Source organism: Streptomyces sp. NPDC050564 (assembly GCF_044457265.1).
Taxonomy (GTDB): domain Bacteria; phylum Actinomycetota; class Actinomycetes; order Streptomycetales; family Streptomycetaceae; genus Streptomyces.
Genome location: NZ_JBITGS010000002.1, coordinates 147,574 through 166,248, shown reverse-complemented (window position 1 = coordinate 166,248; position 18,675 = coordinate 147,574). Strand labels below are relative to the sequence as shown.

Genomic DNA, 18,675 nt, shown 5'->3' with positions numbered 1-18,675 from the left:
GGACCCGGAGCCGACGGCAGCGCTCAATCGCCAGGCGCTCCATCGTCCCGCACTCAGCCCTCCGCCGCCCGCAGCAACTCCGTGAGCAGCCGTACGGCGCCCCGCTTGTGCAAGGGATCGTTCCCGTTGCCGCATTTGGGCGACTGGATGCAGGAGGGGCAGCCGGCGTCGCACTCGCAGGAGGCGATCGCCTGGCGGGTGGCGGTGAGCCAGGCGCGGGCGGTGTGGAAGGCGCGCTCCGCGAAGCCCGCGCCGCCGGGGTGACCGTCGTACACGAAGACGGTGGGCAGCAGGGTGTCCGGATGCAGCGGGACGGACACGCCGCCGATGTCCCAGCGGTCGCAGGTGGCGAAGAGCGGCAGCATGCCGATCGACGCGTGCTCGGCGGCGTGCAGGGCGCCGCCGAGGATCTCCGGGCTGATCCGGGCCGCGTCGAGCTGGTCCTCCGTGACCGTCCACCAGACGGCGCGCGTGCGCAGCGTACGAGGAGGGAGGTCGAGTTTCGTCTCGCCCAGCACTTCGCCGGTGATGACACGTCGACGCAGGAAGGAGACGACTTGGTTGGTGACTTCGACGGAGCCGTAGCACAGTCGGCCGTCGCCCCAGGGGACTTCGACGTCGGTCTCCAGGACGGAGATGGACGTAGTGTCGCGGGCGACCGTCGAATACGGCGGGTTGGCCTCCTCGACGAGTGCGACGGAGTCCTCCAGGTCCAGCTTCTGCACCAGATACGTACGGCCCTGGTGCAGATGGACCGCGCCCTCGTGGACCGTCGTGTGCGCGGCTCCGGCGTCGACCGTGCCGAGTAGCCGACCGGTCCCGGCCTCGACGACCTGCACCGGGCTGCCGCCCTCCCCGCGGATGTCGGTCAGATCGGCGGCCCGCTCCCGGCGCGTCCAGTGCCAGGCCTTCGTCCGGCGGCGCAGCAGCTTCGCGGCCTCCAGCTGTGGCAGCAGATCGGCGGTGGCCGGCCCGAAGAGCTCCAGGTCGTCGTCCGTGAGCGGTATTTCGGCGGCGGCGGCGCACAGGTGTGGGGCGAGGACGTACGGGTTGTCGGGGTCGAGGACGGTGGATTCCACGGGCTGGTCGAACAGTGCCTCGGGGTGGTGGACGAGGAAGGTGTCCAGTGGGTCGTCGCGGGCGACCAGGATCGCCAGCGCGCCCTGCCCCGAGCGTCCCGCCCGGCCCGCCTGCTGCCACAGGGACGCGCGGGTGCCCGGGTAGCCGGCGATGACGACGGCGTCCAGGCCGGAGACGTCGACGCCGAGTTCCAGGGCGGTGGTGGCGGCGAGGCCGAGGAGTTCGCCGGAGTGCAGGGCACGTTCGAGGGCGCGGCGTTCCTCGGGGAGGTAGCCGCCGCGGTAGGCCGCGACGCGCCGGGCCAGCGAGCGGTCGACCTCGGCGAGGCGCTCCTGGGCGATCACCGAGATCAGCTCGGCGCCGCGCCGGGACCGTACGAAGGCGATCGAGCGCATGCCCTGGACGGTGAGGTCGGTCAGCAGATCGGCCGTCTCGGCGGTGGCGGTACGCCGAACGGGTGCGCCTTTTTCGCCGTGCAGCTCGGTGAGCGGAGGCTCCCAGAGAGCGAACACCAGTTCCCCTCGTGGGGAGGCGTCGTCCGCGACCTCGACGACGGGGAGGCCGGTCAGCCGGCGCGCGGCCACCGACGGCTCGGCGGCGGTCGCGGAGGCCAGCAGGAAGACGGGAGAGGCGCCGTAGCGGGCGCACAGGCGGCGCAGGCGGCGCAGCACCTGGGCGACGTGGGAGCCGAAGACCCCGCGGTAGGTGTGGCACTCGTCGATGACGACGTAGCGCAGCGAGCGAAGGAAGGAGGACCAGCGGGGGTGGGAGGGCAATATCCCGCGGTGCAGCATGTCGGGGTTGGTCAGGACGTAGTTGGCGTACTGGCGCACCCATTCGCGTTCCTCGAAGGGCGTGTCGCCGTCGTACACGGCTGGGCGTACGGCATTGCCCAAAGGTTGTGAAAGTTCCTTCACGGAGCGGCGCTGGTCGGCCGCGAGGGCCTTCGTCGGGGCCAGGTACAGCGCGGTGGCGCCACGGCCGTTCGGGGCCTCGGAGCCGTCCAGCAGGGCCGTCAGGACCGGGGCGAGGTACGCCAGGGACTTGCCGGACGCCGTGCCCGTGGCGACGATCACCGACTCGCCGTCCAGGGCGTGCTCGGCGGCCCGTGCCTGGTGGGCCCAGGGGTGCTCGATGCCCGCGGCCTGCACCGCTGCGATGACCTCCGAGCGGATCCGGTCGGGCCAGACGGCATGGCGGCCCTCGCGCGGGGGCAAGTGCTCCGTATGAGTGATGCGCGAAGTCCGGCTCGGTCCCGAGGCGAGCCGGTCCAGGATTGTGCCCGGCGAGGGGCGGGAAGCGGTGTCCGACGAGGGTCGATCGGATCGGTGATTCTTGGCCATCGGCATCGAGTGTGTCACTGGCGTGACGGACAATGGGGCCAAGGCGTCGTGCACGCCTGCCGGTAAGTGATTGAATGCCATCGCGGCTGGCGAACCGTCCCGGGGGCTCTGCCGAGGTGTCCCATGGGGCGACCGCTCGATAGCAAGGTGCTGGAGGATCCGTGGACCTGTCCCTGTCGACTCGCAATGTGCCCGGCCCTAACGGCGACCGTACGGTCGTCGAGGTCGGTGGCGAAATCGATGTATATACCGCGCCAAAGCTGCGCGAGCAGCTGGTCGAGCTGGTGAACGACGGCAGTTTCCACCTTGTCGTCGACATGGAGGGCGTGGACTTCCTCGACTCCACCGGGCTCGGCGTGCTGGTGGGCGGCCTGAAGCGCGTAAGGGCCCATGAGGGCTCACTGCGACTGGTCTGCAACCAGGAGCGCATTCTCAAGATCTTCCGTATTACCGGTCTCACCAAGGTGTTCCCGATTCACACCTCGGTGGAGGAGGCGGTCAACGCCACCGACTGACCGCCGGTCTTCCCGGGCCGTGTGCCCGGGCTCGCCAGAAGTGGGGGACTGGGCCACAGCCCCGTCCTCCCGACAGCACGCCCGAAGTCTGAGGGGGATGCATGGCCACCGTTGAACTCCGCTTCAGCGCGCTGCCCGAGCACGTCAGGACCGCCCGGCTTGTGGCGGCAGCGGTGGCGCGCAGGGCCGGAGTGGACGAGGCCGTACTCGACGAGGTCAGGCTCGCTGTCGGCGAGGCCTGCACTCGTGCCGTCGGACTTCACCAGAGCGGCGGCATCTCGGCGCCGGTGCGGGTGTGCTTGATCGAGGACGAGAAGCAGTTCTCCATCGAGGTCGGCGACGAGGCGCCGCATGCGGTTACTGGTGGGACGGTGCCCGGCGCCGCCCCCGGTGACTCGGACGCCGACGCCGAGGAGGACGAGATGGGCCTCGCGGTCATCAGCGGCCTCGTCGACGACGTGGAAGTCACCGCCGGGGAGAACGGCGGACTGATCAGGATGAGCTGGCCAACCACGCCGCCGGCCACGCTCGCTTCCTGACCCCCCGACCGCGGCTGGATCGCATCCCGGTCGCAGCCCCGGCCGCGACCTCGTGGCAAACCTGAAGGGCCCTGCTCAGCAGGGCCCTTTTGCGTGCCCTGCCCGGGCGCCCGCCTTTTCGTGAATTCATTCACGATCAATCACGCTATTATTTGATCAAGCGTCAACGCTTCTAGGGCATTACCTCTTTCGGGTTCCGTGGACACGCGTCGATCATTTGCTGAAGAGCATGTGAAGGCTAATTCCGTTTACCGCGCACTGTTTTGATCAGGTTCCGGTACCTACAATCCGTCCACATCTTGAGCTCAGCACAGGCGTCAAGGAGGACGAATGGCGGGGCTTTCTACCCCTCATCAGTTTGACCAACCCACAACCTTCGCAGCCGCAGTACTGACCGACGGCAACCGTCTCATCGTGATGGCCATCGGCGCCGTCGCGCTGGCGGCGCTCGTGGTCGCCGGGGTCCTGGTGCGCCAGGTGCTCGCGGCGGGCGAGGGCACCGACAGCATGAAGAAGATCGCGACGGCGATCCAGGAGGGCGCGAATGCCTACCTGGGACGGCAGATGCGCACGCTCGGCGTATTCGCCGTCGTGGTGTTCTTCCTGCTCATGCTGCTGCCCGCGGACGACTGGAATCAGCGCGCAGGCCGATCGATCTTCTTCTTGATCGGCGCGGCGTTCTCGGCGACCACCGGCTATATCGGTATGTGGCTCGCCGTACGCAGCAATGTCCGCGTGGCCGCCGCGGCACGGGAAGCGACCCCGGCGGAGGGTGAGCCCGAAAAGGATCTCACCGCCGTCTCGCACAAAGCCATGAAGATCGCTTTCCGCACGGGCGGCGTCGTCGGCATGTTCACGGTGGGGCTCGGTCTGCTGGGCGCCTCCTGTGTGGTGCTGGTGTACGCGGCCAACGCGCCGAAGGTCCTGGAGGGCTTCGGTCTCGGCGCGGCGCTGATCGCCATGTTCATGCGTGTCGGCGGCGGCATCTTCACCAAGGCCGCCGACGTCGGCGCCGACCTGGTCGGCAAGGTCGAGCAGGGCATTCCGGAGGACGATCCGCGTAATGCCGCGACCATCGCCGACAACGTGGGCGACAACGTCGGCGACTGCGCGGGCATGGCGGCCGACCTCTTCGAGTCGTACGCCGTCACGCTGGTCGCCGCGCTCATCCTGGGCAAGGCGGCGTTCGGCGACTCCGGTCTCGCGTTCCCGCTGATCGTGCCCGCGATCGGCGTACTCACCGCGATGGTGGGCATCTTCGCGGTGGCGCCCCGGCGCTCCGACCGCAGTGGCATGTCCGCGATCAACCGCGGCTTCTTCATCTCCGCGGTGATCTCACTGGCACTGGTGGCCACGGCCGTCTACGTCTACCTCCCGGCGAAGTACGCCGATCTGGACGGCGTCACGGACGCGGCGATCAAGGCCAAGGACGGCGACCCGCGGGTCCTCGCGGTCGTCGCGGTGGCGATCGGAATCGTGCTGGCCGCGCTGATCCAGCAGCTGACCGGCTACTTCACCGAGACCACCCGCCGTCCCGTACGGGACATCGGCAAGACCTCGCTCACCGGCGCCGCCACCGTCGTCCTCGCCGGTATCTCCGTGGGTCTCGAATCGGCCGTCTACACCGCCCTGTTGATCGGCCTCGGCGTGTACGGGGCGTTCCTGCTCGGCGGTACGTCGATCATGCTGGCGCTCTTCGCGGTGGCGCTGGCCGGTACCGGTCTGCTCACCACGGTCGGCGTCATCGTCGCCATGGACACCTTTGGCCCGGTCTCCGACAACGCGCAGGGCATCGCCGAGATGTCCGGCGACGTCACGGGCGCGGGCGCCCAGGTGCTCACCGACCTGGACGCCGTGGGCAACACCACCAAGGCCATCACCAAGGGCATCGCCATCGCCACGGCCGTCCTCGCGGCCTCCGCGCTGTTCGGCTCGTACAGGGACGCGATCACCACGGCCGCGAGTGAGGTGGGCGAGAAGGTCTCGGGCGCGGGTGCTCCGATGAACCTGATGATGGACATCTCGCAGCCCAACAACCTGGTGGGTCTCATCGCGGGCGCCGCGGTCGTCTTCCTCTTCTCGGGGCTCGCGATCAACGCGGTCTCGCGGTCCGCCGGGGCCGTGGTCTATGAGGTGCGGCGGCAGTTCCGCGAGCACCCCGGGATCATGGACTACACCGAGAAGCCCGAGTACGGGCGCGTCGTCGACATCTGCACCAAGGACGCGCTGCGCGAACTCGCCACGCCCGGCTTGCTCGCCGTCCTCACCCCGATCGCGATCGGGTTCACGCTCGGGGTCGGCGCGCTCGGCTCGTTCCTCGCGGGCGCGATCGGCACCGGCACGCTGATGGCGGTCTTCCTCGCCAACTCCGGTGGTGCGTGGGACAACGCGAAGAAGCTCGTCGAGGACGGTCACCACGGCGGCAAGGGCAGCGAGGCCCACGCCGCTACGGTGATCGGCGACACGGTCGGCGACCCCTTCAAGGACACCGCGGGCCCCGCGATCAACCCGCTGCTCAAGGTGATGAACCTGGTGTCGCTGTTGATCGCGCCGGCGGTCGTCAAGTTCTCGTACGGCGACGACAAGAGCGTCGGTGTACGGGTACTCATCGCCGTTCTCGCGATCCTCGTGATCGTGGGCGCGGTGTACATCTCCAAGCGGCGCGGGATCGCTGTGGGTGACGAAGGCAACGCCGAGCGGGTGTCGAAGCCGGCCGATCCCGCGGTGGTTTCGTAGGCAACCGGACCGTTTCTGGCCTCGCACCTGGTCAGGGTTCCGCGCACTGGGCGGGCGGACGGCGCGTACTCACGCGCCTCCGCCCGCCTTGTGTGTGTTCACACCTTCTCCGTGAGCCTTCTCTCGCTTGGTGCAAATGGCTACAAAAGCTGGTCAGGCGGACATTCGGCACGCGAATGTCGCCCGCTTGGCGTGTATGTTCCGGGGCCGAGAGCCATGGAAGGGACCAATCCGGTGAACAAGAAGCTCGCGGCCGCACTGTCCGGCGGTGCGGTACTGGTACTGGCGCTGTCGGGATGCAGTAGCAGCAACGACAACAACGACAAGCTGAACTCCTGGGCCAAGCAGGTCTGCGTCGCGGTGCAGCCGCAGATCAAGAAGATCGCGACCGCCAACGTCGCGATCCAGAAGGAGGCCTCGGACGACAGCGCGCCGGAGGACGTCCAGAAGGCCGACACCAAGGGCTTCCAGGACATCTCGGACGCCTACAAGGTGATGGCGGCCGCCATCGAGAAGGCCGGCCCGCCGGACGTCGACGACGGCAAGAAGAAGCAGGAGGACGCGGTCAAGGAGCTCAATGACCTCTCCGCCTCCTACGCCGACCTGGGGAAGCAGTCGCAGGCCCTGAACACGAAGGACCAGGCGAAGTTCGCCGATGGACTCAGCGGGGTTGCCGAGCAGCTCGGCAAGCTGAGCCAGAGCGGGACCGACGCCCTGAAGAAGCTCGAAGAGGGCGACGTCGGCAAGGCGATGGCCACGCAGGCGAGCTGCAAGGCCGCGTCCGCCTCGCCTTCGGCGACCAAGGGCTGATCCCTGGGAGAGCGGTCGTTCGGTCAATCGAAGGAGGGCCCGGTACGCGTGCGTGCCGGGCCCTCGGCATGGGGTGGGGCGTGCCGGTCCTCGGCGTGAGGTGCGCCTGTGCCGGTCCTCGGCGCGGGCTGCGGGTCCATCGGCCCTCGGCATGGGGTGCGCGCGTGTCCGGGCCTCCGAGTGGGCTGCGTGCCCCCGGCACGGGCTGTCCGCCGCGGGCCGCTCGGCCCCGGTGGAGAGGCGGCGGGCGGCGGCCCGCCGGCGTAGGCACGCGGCTGTCCACAGGCGTCGGCGTGGGCTGTCCACAGGTGTACGTCCCTTTCGTCGGGAGCGGACACAATGGGAGGCGTGAGTCATACCAGCCTGTCACCGTTGCCCTCGTCCGATCGCGTCGACGTCGCCGCTCGGCTGCGGGATGCCCTGCTCAGCGCCTCCTTCACCGCCGACGGACTGCTCGACCTGCTCGGCGCCCCCGCGTACGCGGCGCTGGCACGCAGTGAGACCGTGCCCGCCCTCCGGGCGACCCGCGGGGACACGCCGCTGGAGGCGCTCGTACGGCTCTTCCTGCTGCAGCAGCCGGTGCCGCGGGCGCGCGTGGCGGACGTGCTGCCGGTCGAGGACTGTCTGGACAGCGGCTGGCTGGCCCGAGTGGGTGGGGACGAGGTCGCCGCGACCGTGGACATCCGGCCGTACGGCGGGTCCGACGGCGACGACTGGTTCATCGTGTCCGACCTCGGGTGCGCCGTCGGCGGCGCGGGCGGTATCGGCAACCGGGAGGAAGGCGTCGTCCTCGGAGTGGGTGGGGCCTCCACGACCCTTGCCGGCATCACCGTCCGTACGCCCGTCGCCGCCGCGCTCGACCTCGGCACCGGCTCCGGGATCCAGGCCCTGCACGCCGCGCAGCACGTCACGCGCGTGACCGCGACCGATCTCAACCCCCGTGCGCTGCACATCACCGCGCTCACCCTTGCGATTTCCGGCGCCCCGGCCGCCGACCTGCGCGAGGGCTCCCTCTTCGAGCCGATCGCCGACGACGAGACGTACGACCTGATCGTCTCGAACCCGCCCTTCGTGATCTCGCCCGGCGCCCGGCTGACCTACCGCGACGGCGGGATGGGCGGGGACGATCTGTGCCGCACGCTCGTTCAACAGGCGGGCGACCGCCTGAACGAAGGGGGGTACGCGCAGTTCCTGGCCAACTGGCAGCACGTGGAGGGCGAGGACTGGCAGGACCGGCTGCGCTCCTGGGTGCCGCGCGGCTGCGACGCGTGGATCGTGCAGCGCGAGGTCCAGGACGTCACGCAGTACGCGGAGTTGTGGCTGCGGGACGCGGGCGACCATCGCGACGACCCGGCCGAGTACCAGGCGCGGTACGACGCGTGGCTGGACGAGTTCGAGGCGCGCAAGGTGAGGGCCGTGGGCTTCGGGTGGATCACGTTGCGCAGGGCGACGGCCGCCGTGCCCTCGATCACGGTGGAGGAGTGGCCGCACCCCGTGGAGCAGCCGCTCGGCGAGACCGTGCGCGCGCACTTCGATCGCGTCGACTATCTGCGGGCGCACGACGACGCGGCTCTGCTCGCCGGGCACTTCAAGCTCGTCGAAGAGGTCGTCCAGGAGCAGGTGGGGCTGCCCGGCGCCGAAGACCCGGAACACGTGGTGCTGCGTCAGCACCGTGGGATGCGCCGGGCCACCAAGGTGGACACGGTCGGCGCGGGCTTCGCGGGCGTGTGCGACGGCACGCTCAGCGCGGGCCGGATTCTCGACGCCATCGCCCAATTGGTCGGCGAGGACCCGGTGTTGCTGCGCGACCGGACACCCGCGCAGATTCGGCTGCTGGTGGAGCAGGGGTTCCTCGAACCCGCGGTGTGAAGAGGGGCGCGGACGTGTCGGCTGCGTAGCTCCTGAGGCGTACCCGCACCGCTGAGTCGCATGTGCCCGTTCTGGCGGGATTGGATGCGATTGTCCCGCAAAAGGGCTCCTGTCAGTGGTGCGTGCGAAGCTACCTTCAAGAGACAAGCTCCACGCGCCCTCGGGGGAGGTGCGCTGTCTCGGGGGAGGCGTGATGGCGGGGGAGACGCCGGATCAGGGCGAGGGCAGGGTCATCAGTGGCCGGTATCGGCTGCTGCGGACGCTCGGCGCGGGCGGCATGGGGCGCGTATGGCTCGCGTACGACGAGGAGTTGGCCTGCGAGGTCTCCATGAAGGAGGTCGCGCTGCCGGACGTGCCGATGGACGCGAGCGAGCCCGTGCAGCGCATCGCGCGGGCGCGCAGCGAGGCCCGGCACGCGGCGCGGTTGCGCGGGCATCCCCATGTGGCCACCGTGCACGACGTGGTGGTGCACGAGGGGTTGCCGTGGATCGTCATGGAGTACGTGCCGGACGCGATCGATCTCCAGGCGGTGGTACGGCAGTCGGGGCCGTTGTCGCCCGCCGGGACCGCCCGGATCGGGCTCGCCGTCCTCGACGCGCTCACGGCGGGACACCGGATCGGCATCCTCCACAGGGATGTGAAACCGGCCAACATCCTTCTGGCGCCGGATGCTTCGGGCGACCCCTACGCGCGCGTGCTGCTCACCGACTACGGGATCGCGCTCCAGCCGGAGTCCCGCGAGCCACGGCTCACCGCCACCGCCGGCATTCTCGGCACGCCCGGCTATCTCGCCCCCGAGCGCGCCCGCGGCGAGCCGCCGACCCCCGCCGCCGACCTCTTCTCCCTGGGCGCCACGCTGTACGCGGCCGTCGAAGGCCGTGGCCCCTTCGACCGCCGCGGCGACTACGCGACGCTGACGGCCCTGCTCGGCGAGGAGCCCACGCCGCCGACCCGGGCCGGTGAACTGTCGCCCGTGCTCCATGGGTTGCTCGTCAAGGACCCGGTGCGGAGGTCGTCGCCGGAGGCGGTCGCGCGAGGGCTGGAGCGCGTGGTGCGGGGAGCGGCGGGCGCGGGGTTCGGGCCCCCGCCCGGGTGGGGAGCGACGCCCCTGCCGGAGCCTGCGCCCAGCGGATTCGGGCCGCCGCCCGGCCGATTCGGGGCCGCGCCCGGCAGCCCGTCCGCGAGCGTCCCCTCGGACGAGGCCGCGGGGGCACCTCCGGGGTATGTGGAGGGCGCGCCTCCCGGGTATGTCGCGGGCTCGCCCCTGGGGCAGTCGGGGGCTTCGGCGCAGGGGCCCTACGGCGGCCAGTACGCGGACCCGGCCGGGGGATCGACGCCGGGTACCCCATCGACGCCGCACAGCCCGCAGACGCCGGGCGCGCCCCCCACGCCGAACACCCCGCAGACGCCGGGTGGTCCGGCCGGGGCGGGCACGGGCGACACCCCCGGAGCCGGCGGTCCCGTCACACCGGGTGGCCCGGCCGCATCGGCCTCCGGCGCCCCGTCGCCGTACGCCCCTTGGAGTTCGGCGGCCCCGCAGGGTGCGTACGACTTGCGCAACAACCCCTACGCGTACAGCCCGGACTCGCCGTACGCGGGGACCGGCGCACCCCTGCCCCACGAGGGCAGCTCGCCTGGGCCGCCCTTGCCGGGGCCCTATGCGGGCGGTCCGCCCGGACCGCCTCCGCCGCAGGCGGGGCGCAAGAAGCCTGTCGCCGCCGTCATCGCCCTCGTCGTGGCCGTCGTTCTCGTGATCGCAGGCGGCGCCTGGGCAGCCGTCTCACTGACCGGCGGCGACGGCGGCAAGAAAGACAGCGGGGCGACGAAGGTCCCGTCGACTTCGGCGAGCACGTCGGCGCCGGAGCCGACGGGGCCGGTCCACCCGTACGGCGAACAGGCGGGGCTCACCGACCCGTTGCAGGCGGGCGACTGTGTGAAGGCGGTCTGGTCGGGCACGCCGTTCAAGTCGGTGCCGAACCTGGGCGTCGTGGACTGTGCCGACGACTGGCCGGACGGCCAGGTCGTGGCGGTCGACACGGCGAGCGACTACGCCGACGCCCGCACCCAGGGCACGACACGGTGCGCGGCGCAGGCCGAGCCGGTGGCCACGGCCCTGCCCGACGCCGGTGCCTATGCCCTCGTCCCGACGAAGGCGGGGTTCACGGCGGCCGACGGGGCTACGGCATGTCTCGTACTCGGACGGCATGCCCCCATCGGGGGCGAAGTGGCACGGTTCCGCGACAAGAACATGGACCTGTACGCCGCGCAAATGGCCATCGGGGACTGCTGGACGTACGTCGACAAGGGTGGCGACTCGTTCGATTCCCTGCTGACCGACTGTGCCAAGCCGCACACCGACCAGGTCGTCGGCTTCGCCGCGGCGCCCAAGGACATGGACTACAAGAAGGGGATCGACAACGGAGGAAAGCTCTGCAGCAACAAGTTCGAGTCGAGTTGGGCGCCCGGATCGGAGCTGAAGACCTACGGCTGGCTGGGCGACAAGGAGGACTGGAACGACGGATTCACCACAGTCGTGTGCACGGTGGGCCACACCGACAACACGAAGACGACCGGGAAGATACCCACGCCCGGCACGGTCTGAGCGCCCCATGGGATTCTGGTTGCCCGGCGTTCACCGCAGGTTCGCACGTCCGCTTCCGGGGCGTGCCAGCCTCCCGAGCCTGAGGACTCGGGGCGGAAGGACACACCATGGAAAGCGGACCGGCGATCTTCGCGGGGACGGTGTTCGCCCTGTTCGGCGGCGGACTGCTGGCCTGGACCGTGGCCCGGCTGCGGCAGGGCGAGCCCGTCGCCCACGGTGTGAACCGCGTCGCATCGGCGACGCTCACGAGCGTCGCCGGAACCGGTGCGCTGGCACTCGGGATGTGGTGTTTCACGCGCGCGTGAGGACCGGGGCTCCGGTAACTGGGAGGTCACGCTCCGGATAGGGCTGAAAGGGCTGGTGGACACTCCGGGCGGCAGGAATGGCGGTAGTCGGGTTACCGTTCGAGTGGCCGTTGCGGGCTTTTCCCGTTTGACACGGGGGCGGGATGTACCGTCACACTCCGCAGCGTCAGCACGACCCGACCCCCGGGAGCAAGGCCCGGGGAGGACCCCCCGCGTCGACCGGAGAGAAGAGCGAAGTTGTCCCCGACCAGCGACACCGCACACGGCGGCCGCCGACTCGTCATCGTCGAGTCGCCTGCCAAGGCGAAGACGATCAAGGGCTATCTCGGCCCCGGCTATGTCGTCGAAGCGAGCGTCGGGCACATCCGCGACCTCCCGAACGGCGCCGCGGAGGTGCCGGAGAAGTACACCGGCGAGGTGCGCCGCCTCGGCGTGGACGTCGAGCACGACTTCCAGCCGATCTACGTGGTCAACGCTGACAAGAGGGCCCAGGTCAAGAAGCTCAAGGACCTGCTGAAGGACTCCGACGAACTCTTCCTCGCCACCGATGAGGACCGCGAGGGCGAAGCCATCGCGTGGCACCTCCTGGAGGTCCTGAAGCCCAAGGTCCCGGTCAAGCGAATGGTCTTCCACGAGATCACCAAGGAGGCCATCCGCGAGGCCGTCGCCAACCCGCGCGACCTCAACCAGCGCATGGTCGACGCCCAGGAGACCCGCCGCATCCTCGACCGCCTCTACGGCTACGAGGTCTCGCCGGTCCTGTGGAAGAAGGTCATGCCGCGCCTGTCGGCGGGCCGTGTCCAGTCCGTCGCGACCCGCCTCGTCGTCGAGCGGGAGCGCGAGCGCATCGCCTTCCGCTCCGCCGAGTACTGGGACCTGACCGGCACCTTCGGCACCGGCCGCGCCGGTGACTCGAGCGACCCGTCGTCCCTGGTCGCACGCCTGACGACGGTCGACGGCAAGCGCGTCGCCCAGGGCCGCGACTTCGACTCGCTGGGGCAGCTCAAGAGCGCGAACACGCTCCACCTGGACGAGGCGAACGCCCGCGCGCTCGCCGCCGCCCTGGAGAACACGAACTTCTCGGTCCGCTCGGTCGAGTCCAAGCCCTACCGCCGCTCGCCGTACGCGCCGTTCCGTACGACGACGCTCCAGCAGGAGGCCTCGCGCAAGCTCGGCTTCGGCGCGAAGGCGACCATGCAGGTGGCGCAGAAGCTGTACGAGAACGGCTTCATCACCTACATGCGTACGGACTCCACGACCCTCTCGGACACGGCGATCTCCGCCGCCCGCGCCCAGGTCACGCAGCTGTACGGTGCCGACTACCTGCCGGCGCAGCCGCGGACCTACGCCGGAAAGGTCAAGAACGCGCAGGAGGCGCACGAGGCGATCCGACCCTCGGGTGATCGTTTCCGCACCCCGGCCGAGACAGGTCTGACCGGTGACCAGTTCAAGCTGTACGAGCTGATCTGGAAGCGGACCGTCGCCTCCCAGATGAAGGACGCGGTCGGAAACTCCGTCACCGTGAAGATCGCGGGCACCGCTTCCGACGGTCGCGACGCCGAGTTCAGCGCGTCCGGCAAGACCATCACGTTCCACGGCTTCCTGAAGGCGTACGTCGAGGGCGCGGACGACCCGAACGCCGAGCTCGACGACCGCGAGCGCCGCCTTCCGCAGGTCAGCCAGGGTGACCCGCTGTCCGCCGAGGAGATCACGGTCGACGGGCACGCGACCAAGCCGCCGGCCCGCTACACCGAGGCCAGCCTGGTCAAGGAGCTCGAAGAGCGCGAGATCGGCCGCCCGTCGACGTACGCGTCGATCATCGGGACCATCCTCGACCGCGGATACGTGTTCAAGAAGGGCACGGCACTCGTGCCGTCCTTCCTGTCGTTCGCCGTGGTCAACCTCCTGGAGAAGCACTTCGGGCGGCTCGTCGACTACGACTTCACCGCCAAGATGGAGGACGACCTCGACCGCATCGCGCGCGGCGAGGCGCAGGCCGTGCCGTGGCTGAAGCGGTTCTACTTCGGCGAGGGCGAGGCGACCGGTGCCGCCGAGGCCGGCAACGGCGACGGCGACCACCTCGGCGGCCTCAAGGAGCTCGTCACCGACCTGGGTGCCATCGATGCCCGTGAGGTGTCGTCCTTCCCGGTCGGCAACGACATCGTTCTGCGCGTCGGGCGCTACGGCCCCTACATCGAGCGCGGCGAGAAGGACTCCGAGAACCACCAGCGCGCCGATGTGCCCGAGGACCTGGCCCCCGACGAGCTGACGGTCGACCTCGCGGAGGAGCTGCTCGCCAAGCCGAGCGGTGACTTCGAGCTGGGTGCCGACCCGGAGAGCGGCCACCAGATCATCGCCAGGGACGGCCGCTACGGCCCGTACGTCACCGAGGTGCTCCCCGAGGGCACCCCGAAGACGGGCAAGAACGCGGTCAAGCCGCGTACGGCCTCGCTGTTCAAGTCGATGTCGCTCGACACGGTGACGCTCGAGGACGCCCTCAAGCTGATGTCCCTGCCGCGCGTCGTCGGCAAGGACGCCGAGGGCGTGGAGATCACCGCGCAGAACGGGCGCTACGGGCCGTACCTGAAGAAGGGCACGGACTCGCGCTCGCTGCAGTCCGAGGACCAGCTCTTCACCATCACGCTCGAAGAGGCGCTGGAGATCTACTCTCAGCCCAAGCAGCGTGGCCGTGCGGCCGCCAAGCCGCCGCTGAAGGAGCTGGGCGAGGACCCGGTCAGCGGGAAGCCCGTCGTCGTCAAGGACGGCCGTTTCGGGCCGTATGTGACCGACGGCGAGACCAACGCGACCCTGCGGTCCGGCGACAGCGTCGAGGACATCACCCCGGAGCGCGGCTACGAGCTGCTCGCCGAGAAGCGCGCCAAGGGCCCGGCCAAGAAGACCGCGAAGAAGACGGCCGCCAAGAAGGCCCCTGCCAAGAAGGCCCCTGCCAAGAAGGCCCCTGCCAAGAAAACGGCGGCAAAGAAGACGACGACTTCGAAGACGGCTGCCAAGAAGGCACCCGCCAAGAAGGCCGCCGCAAAGAAGACGGCGGCCTCGGAGGGCTGAGGCTTTCGTACGGAGGCCGGTGGCTTCGGAGGGCTGAGGCTTCCGTACGAAGACGGCGGCTCCGGAGGACTGAGGCTTCTTTGCGGAGGCGGCAGCTGCGCAGTGCTGAGGCTTCTTTGCGGGGGCGGCAGCGGCGGAGTGCTGAAGCTTCTTTACGGAGGTGCCGGTCTCGGAGAGCTGAGGCTGCAGGGATGACGGCGGCCTCCCGAGCGTCGTGATCCGTGTGCCCGCCAAGGCTCGGTCCCCGTGCCTTGAGGTCGTCGGATTCCGTGTGCCCGACGTGCCCGGCACGTGTACGCCCCTACACCTTCCGGTGCGGGGGCGTCCGTATGTTCGGCCACCCCTTCGGGGAGTCAGTGGGTCCGGATAGGCTTGCAGGATGACGCGAGCCGAGCAGCCAACGGCCCACAACCCGGCCCCCGACGACGCCCTGGTCGCAGATTCCCGCGAGCGCGCCGTGCGCGCGCTGCTGCGCCAGCCGCAATTGAAGCGGCTGTGGAGCGCACAGCTCGTAGGAGGTGTCGCCGATGCCCTGGCCCTGCTCGTGCTGGTCGTCCTGGCCCTCCAGGCGGCGATCCTCGAGGGGTCCTTCGGCGGTGGCTACCGCGGAGTGGCCTTCGCCGTGGCGGCCGTCTTCGGGGCACGCGTGCTCGCGACGCTGCTCTTCGGAGCCGTACTCCTTGGGCCGCTCACCTCTCTGACCTCACCGGAGGGGCCCCTCGACCGGCGCTGGACCATGGTCGGGGCCGACGCTCTGCGCGCCGCGCTCCTCATCGTCGCGCCCCTGTGGATCGACTGGACCCCGGACGACGCGCTCGCCGTCGTGCTGGTGACCGCGTTCGTGACCGGTGTCGCCGAGCGGTTCTGGACGGTGTGCCGGGAGAGCGCCGCGCCCGCGCTGCTGCCCGCGCCGCCGATGGAGGGTGCCACGGTGCGCCCGCTGCCGGACCACATGGACGCGCTGCGGCGCCTGTCGCTGCGTACGGCGTTCATGGCGGTGCCGCTGGCGGCCGCCGCGCTCGTCGTGGCATCGCTCGTCAACAACCTGCTGGGCGCCGGGATCGACTGGTTCGACCAGCACCAGGTGGCGCTCGCCTCGTACGTGGCGGCCGGACTGTTCGCCGCCTCGCTCTCGGTGCTCACGTTCCTCGAACTGCCCGACGCACGCACCCCGCGCGCGCGGTCGCCGCTCGAGGGCCTGCGCCGCCCCAAGACGGGCACCGGCGTCGACAAGGGCCGCACCGGCGCGATTCCGCTGCTGGTCCTGGCCTGCGCGGCGGTCGCCGGGGCCATCTCGGCCGCCGTCGCCGTCTCCGTGCTGCACGCCAAGGACCTGGGCGGCGGACCGGTGACGTACGGGCTGCTGGTGCTGGCCCTGACCGGGGGTGTCGTCATCGGCATCCGTACGGCCCCTTCGGTGCTGCCGTCGCTGTCGCGGCGCAGGCTGCTCTCACTGGCGATCGCCTTCACCGGAGTCGCGCTGCTGGCCGCCGGGCTGGTCCCGGACGTCACCACCGTGCTGCTGATCGTCGCCTTCGCGGGCATCGGCGCCGGCGTCGCCGCGAACACCGGGCACGCGCTCCTCGACCAGGAGGCCGAGGAGTACCGGCGGGCTCGGACGACCGAACACCTGCACGCGGTCGTACGGGTCCTCGTGGCGCTCGGCGCGATCCTGGCGCCCCTGGTGGCCGCCGCGATCGGTCCGCACCGCCTGGAGAACGGCAAGTTCGTGTTCGCGCACGGGGGGGCCGCCTTCACGCTCATGCTGGTGGGCGCGCTGCTGCTGCCGGTCGCGGCGCTGGTGCTCGCCAAGGTCGACGACCGCTCCGGAGTGCCGCTGCGGCACGACCTGCTGGACGCGCTGCGCGGCGGCGACGACCCGGCGCAGGTGCCCGCCACGAACGGCTTCTTCATCGCCCTGGAGGGCGGCGACGGGGCCGGCAAGTCCACCCAGGCGACGGCGCTCGCCGAGTGGATCCGCGCCAAGGGCCACGAGGTCGTGGTGACCCGGGAGCCGGGCGCCACGCCGGTCGGCAAGCGGCTGCGGTCGATCCTGCTGGACGTGTCCTCGGCGGGGCTTTCGCACCGCGCGGAGGCGCTGCTGTACGCGGCCGACCGCGCGGAGCACGTCGACACGGTGGTGCGGCCCGCGCTGGAGCGCGGTGCCGTCGTCATCTCCGACCGCTACATCGACTCGTCGGTGGCCTACCAGGGCGCGGGCCGTGACCTGTCTCCGACGGAGATCGCCCGCATCAACCGCTGGGCGACGAATGGGCTCGTACCGCATCTGACGGTTCTGCTGGACGTGTCGCCGGAGGCGGCCCGCGAGCGGTTCACGGAGGCGCCGGACCGGCTGGAGTCGGAGCCCGTCGAGTTCCACACGCGCGTGCGGTCCGGTTTCCTGACGCTCGCGGCCGCAGACCCGGGCCGGTACCTGGTGGTCGACGCGGCGCAGGAGCCCGAGGCGGTCACCACGGTCGTCCGGCACCGCCTCGACGTGATGCTGCCCCTCTCCGAGGCCGAGGTGAAGGCCCAGGAGGAGGCGCGCAAGGCGGCCGAGGAGGAAGCCCGGCGCAAGGCGGAGGAAGAGGCCGCGCGCAAGGCCGAGGAGGAGCGGCTGGAGCGCGAGCGTCAGGAGCAGCTCGCCAAGCTCCGTGCCGAGGAGGAGGAGCGCAAGCAGCGCGAGCTGGAGGAGGCCCAGCGGCGCGAGGCCGAGCGTCAGGCGGAGGAGGCCCGGCAGCGTGCCGAGGAGGCGCGCCGCCGTGCCGAGGAGGAGCGGGTCAGGCGTCTCGCCGAGGAGCAGGCGAGGGCCGCCGAGGAGGAGCGTCGGCGCAAGCAGGTCGAGGAGGAGGCGCGGCTGCGGGCCGAGGCCGAGGCGCGCCGCCTGGAGAAGCAGCGCAAGGCCGAGGAGGCCCTGCTGCGGGCCGAGCAGGCCCGGCGGGCGGCGGCGGAGGCCGCGGCCGCGTCGGCGGCTGCGACGGCCTCCGCCGAGGCAGCGGCGTCGACGGCCGTGGCGCCCGTGACCGGGGCTCCGGCCGGTGCTCCTGCTGCGGCTCCCGCGCCGGACAACGAGACGACGGTGCCCACGCCCGTGGTGACGCCGACGAACGCGTCGGGTGGGCCGGTGGACGAGACGGCGGTGCTGCGGCCGGTGCGGGCGGACCAGAGCCCTGCCGCATTCCGGTCCGGCGCGGGTGAGGGCTATGCCGGTGCTCGGTCGCACACCCGTGAGGACACCGCCGGCTCTCGGTCCGGCGCCCGCCCCGACGGGGAGGAGACGGCGAAGCTGCCGAAGCCGCCTGTCCCCGAGGGCGCGGCGGACGAGACGGCCGTTCTCCCGCCCGTGGCTCAGGGCGCGGCCGATGATGAGACGGCGGTGCTTCCTCCGGTACGGGACGGGCGTGCGGGTGCCTCTCCGGGTGCTTCCACGGCCGGTGCTGCCTCCGGTGATCCGGCGGACCGGGTGCCGCCCGGCTTCTTCCGCGACGAGCGGCCGGCACCGCGGCCGGGCGGTTCGGGCGACCGTACGCGCGAGCTGCCCCAGGTCGACGACGAGGGCGCCCCGCGCCGCCGTCCTCGATCCGACTGGGCCGAGGAGACTCCGCTGGACGACCTCCCGACCCTGGCCGACGAACTCCTGGGTCCGCGCGAGGACGACGACTGGGACGAGGGGCGGGGCGGCCGCCGCCGCTGAGTCCGGAAGGTCGGCGCTGCGGGAGGACCGGTGAGGGGCGGGCCCCGCTCACCCCGGCCGGGGCCGAATGTCAGTGGCGACCCGCACAATGGACGCGGCAAGGCAAAGTGCGACGA

General features: G+C 71.0%; 10 protein-coding genes. 9 read left to right on the top strand and 1 reads right to left on the bottom strand.

Translation table 11 applies throughout. The features are described from left to right. Positions 1 to 53: 53 nt before the first annotated feature. Positions 54 to 2,504: a DEAD/DEAH box helicase gene (locus ACIBK0_RS04220; protein ID WP_399075400.1), complete on the bottom strand. Its 2,451-nt coding sequence runs from the start codon at positions 2,502 to 2,504 to the stop codon at positions 54 to 56. An 80-nt stretch (positions 2,505 to 2,584) separates the two neighbouring features. On the opposite strand from ACIBK0_RS04220, the gene bldG reads away from it, so the two are divergent. From bldG to tmk, 9 genes are all read left to right on the top strand, one after another. After that, on the top strand, positions 2,585 to 2,938 hold the full coding sequence (gene bldG, locus ACIBK0_RS04215; RefSeq protein WP_099504946.1) for an anti-sigma factor antagonist BldG: 354 nt from the start codon (positions 2,585 to 2,587) through the stop codon (positions 2,936 to 2,938). A gap of 101 nt (positions 2,939 to 3,039) precedes the next feature. Then, the gene (locus ACIBK0_RS04210) at positions 3,040 to 3,477 is read left to right on the top strand and encodes an ATP-binding protein (RefSeq protein WP_399075398.1); all 438 of its coding nucleotides are present in this window, start codon (positions 3,040 to 3,042) and stop codon (positions 3,475 to 3,477) included. A gap of 330 nt (positions 3,478 to 3,807) precedes the next feature. Beyond that, entirely contained in the window at positions 3,808 to 6,213 is a 2,406-nt protein-coding gene (locus tag ACIBK0_RS04205; protein ID WP_399075396.1) for a sodium-translocating pyrophosphatase, read from the top strand. A 216-nt stretch (positions 6,214 to 6,429) separates the two neighbouring features. Further along, the gene (locus ACIBK0_RS04200) at positions 6,430 to 7,023 is read left to right on the top strand and encodes a small secreted protein (RefSeq protein ID WP_399075394.1); all 594 of its coding nucleotides are present in this window, start codon (positions 6,430 to 6,432) and stop codon (positions 7,021 to 7,023) included. A gap of 339 nt (positions 7,024 to 7,362) precedes the next feature. Continuing rightward, a complete protein-coding gene (locus ACIBK0_RS04195; protein ID WP_399075392.1) occupies positions 7,363 to 8,892 on the top strand; it encodes a methyltransferase in 1,530 nt (509 codons plus the stop codon). 193 nt (positions 8,893 to 9,085) lie between these two features. Further along, positions 9,086 to 11,494 carry a protein kinase gene (locus tag ACIBK0_RS04190; RefSeq protein WP_399075390.1) on the top strand — a complete coding sequence of 803 codons (2,409 nt, stop codon included), beginning with the start codon at positions 9,086 to 9,088 and terminating at the stop codon, positions 11,492 to 11,494. A gap of 107 nt (positions 11,495 to 11,601) precedes the next feature. Continuing rightward, positions 11,602 to 11,799, top strand: a complete 198-nt coding sequence (locus ACIBK0_RS04185) for a hypothetical protein (RefSeq protein WP_399075388.1) — start codon at positions 11,602 to 11,604, stop codon at positions 11,797 to 11,799. A 237-nt stretch (positions 11,800 to 12,036) separates the two neighbouring features. Beyond that, the gene (topA, locus tag ACIBK0_RS04180) at positions 12,037 to 14,865 is read left to right on the top strand and encodes a type I DNA topoisomerase (protein ID WP_399075386.1); all 2,829 of its coding nucleotides are present in this window, start codon (positions 12,037 to 12,039) and stop codon (positions 14,863 to 14,865) included. 379 nt (positions 14,866 to 15,244) lie between these two features. Beyond that, entirely contained in the window at positions 15,245 to 18,559 is a 3,315-nt protein-coding gene (gene tmk / locus ACIBK0_RS04175) for a dTMP kinase (protein ID WP_399075384.1), read from the top strand. Positions 18,560 to 18,675: the final 116 nt, after the last annotated feature.

Bases quoted from the DNA above. Each gene is read 5' to 3' on its own strand.
- ACIBK0_RS04190 (WP_399075390.1), top strand. From the start codon at position 9,086: ATGGCGGGGGAGACGCCGGATCAGGGCGAGGGCAGGGTCATCAGTGGC.
- ACIBK0_RS04195 (WP_399075392.1), top strand. From the start codon at position 7,363: ATGGGAGGCGTGAGTCATACCAGCCTGTCACCGTTGCCCTCGTCCGAT.
- ACIBK0_RS04185 (WP_399075388.1), top strand. From the start codon at position 11,602: ATGGAAAGCGGACCGGCGATCTTCGCGGGGACGGTGTTCGCCCTGTTC.
- ACIBK0_RS04200 (WP_399075394.1), top strand. From the start codon at position 6,430: ATGGAAGGGACCAATCCGGTGAACAAGAAGCTCGCGGCCGCACTGTCC.
- ACIBK0_RS04205 (WP_399075396.1), top strand. From the start codon at position 3,808: ATGGCGGGGCTTTCTACCCCTCATCAGTTTGACCAACCCACAACCTTC.
- ACIBK0_RS04210 (WP_399075398.1), top strand. From the start codon at position 3,040: ATGGCCACCGTTGAACTCCGCTTCAGCGCGCTGCCCGAGCACGTCAGG.
- tmk (WP_399075384.1), top strand. From the start codon at position 15,245: ATGACGCGAGCCGAGCAGCCAACGGCCCACAACCCGGCCCCCGACGAC.
- ACIBK0_RS04220 (WP_399075400.1), bottom strand. From the start codon at position 2,504: ATGGCATTCAATCACTTACCGGCAGGCGTGCACGACGCCTTGGCCCCA.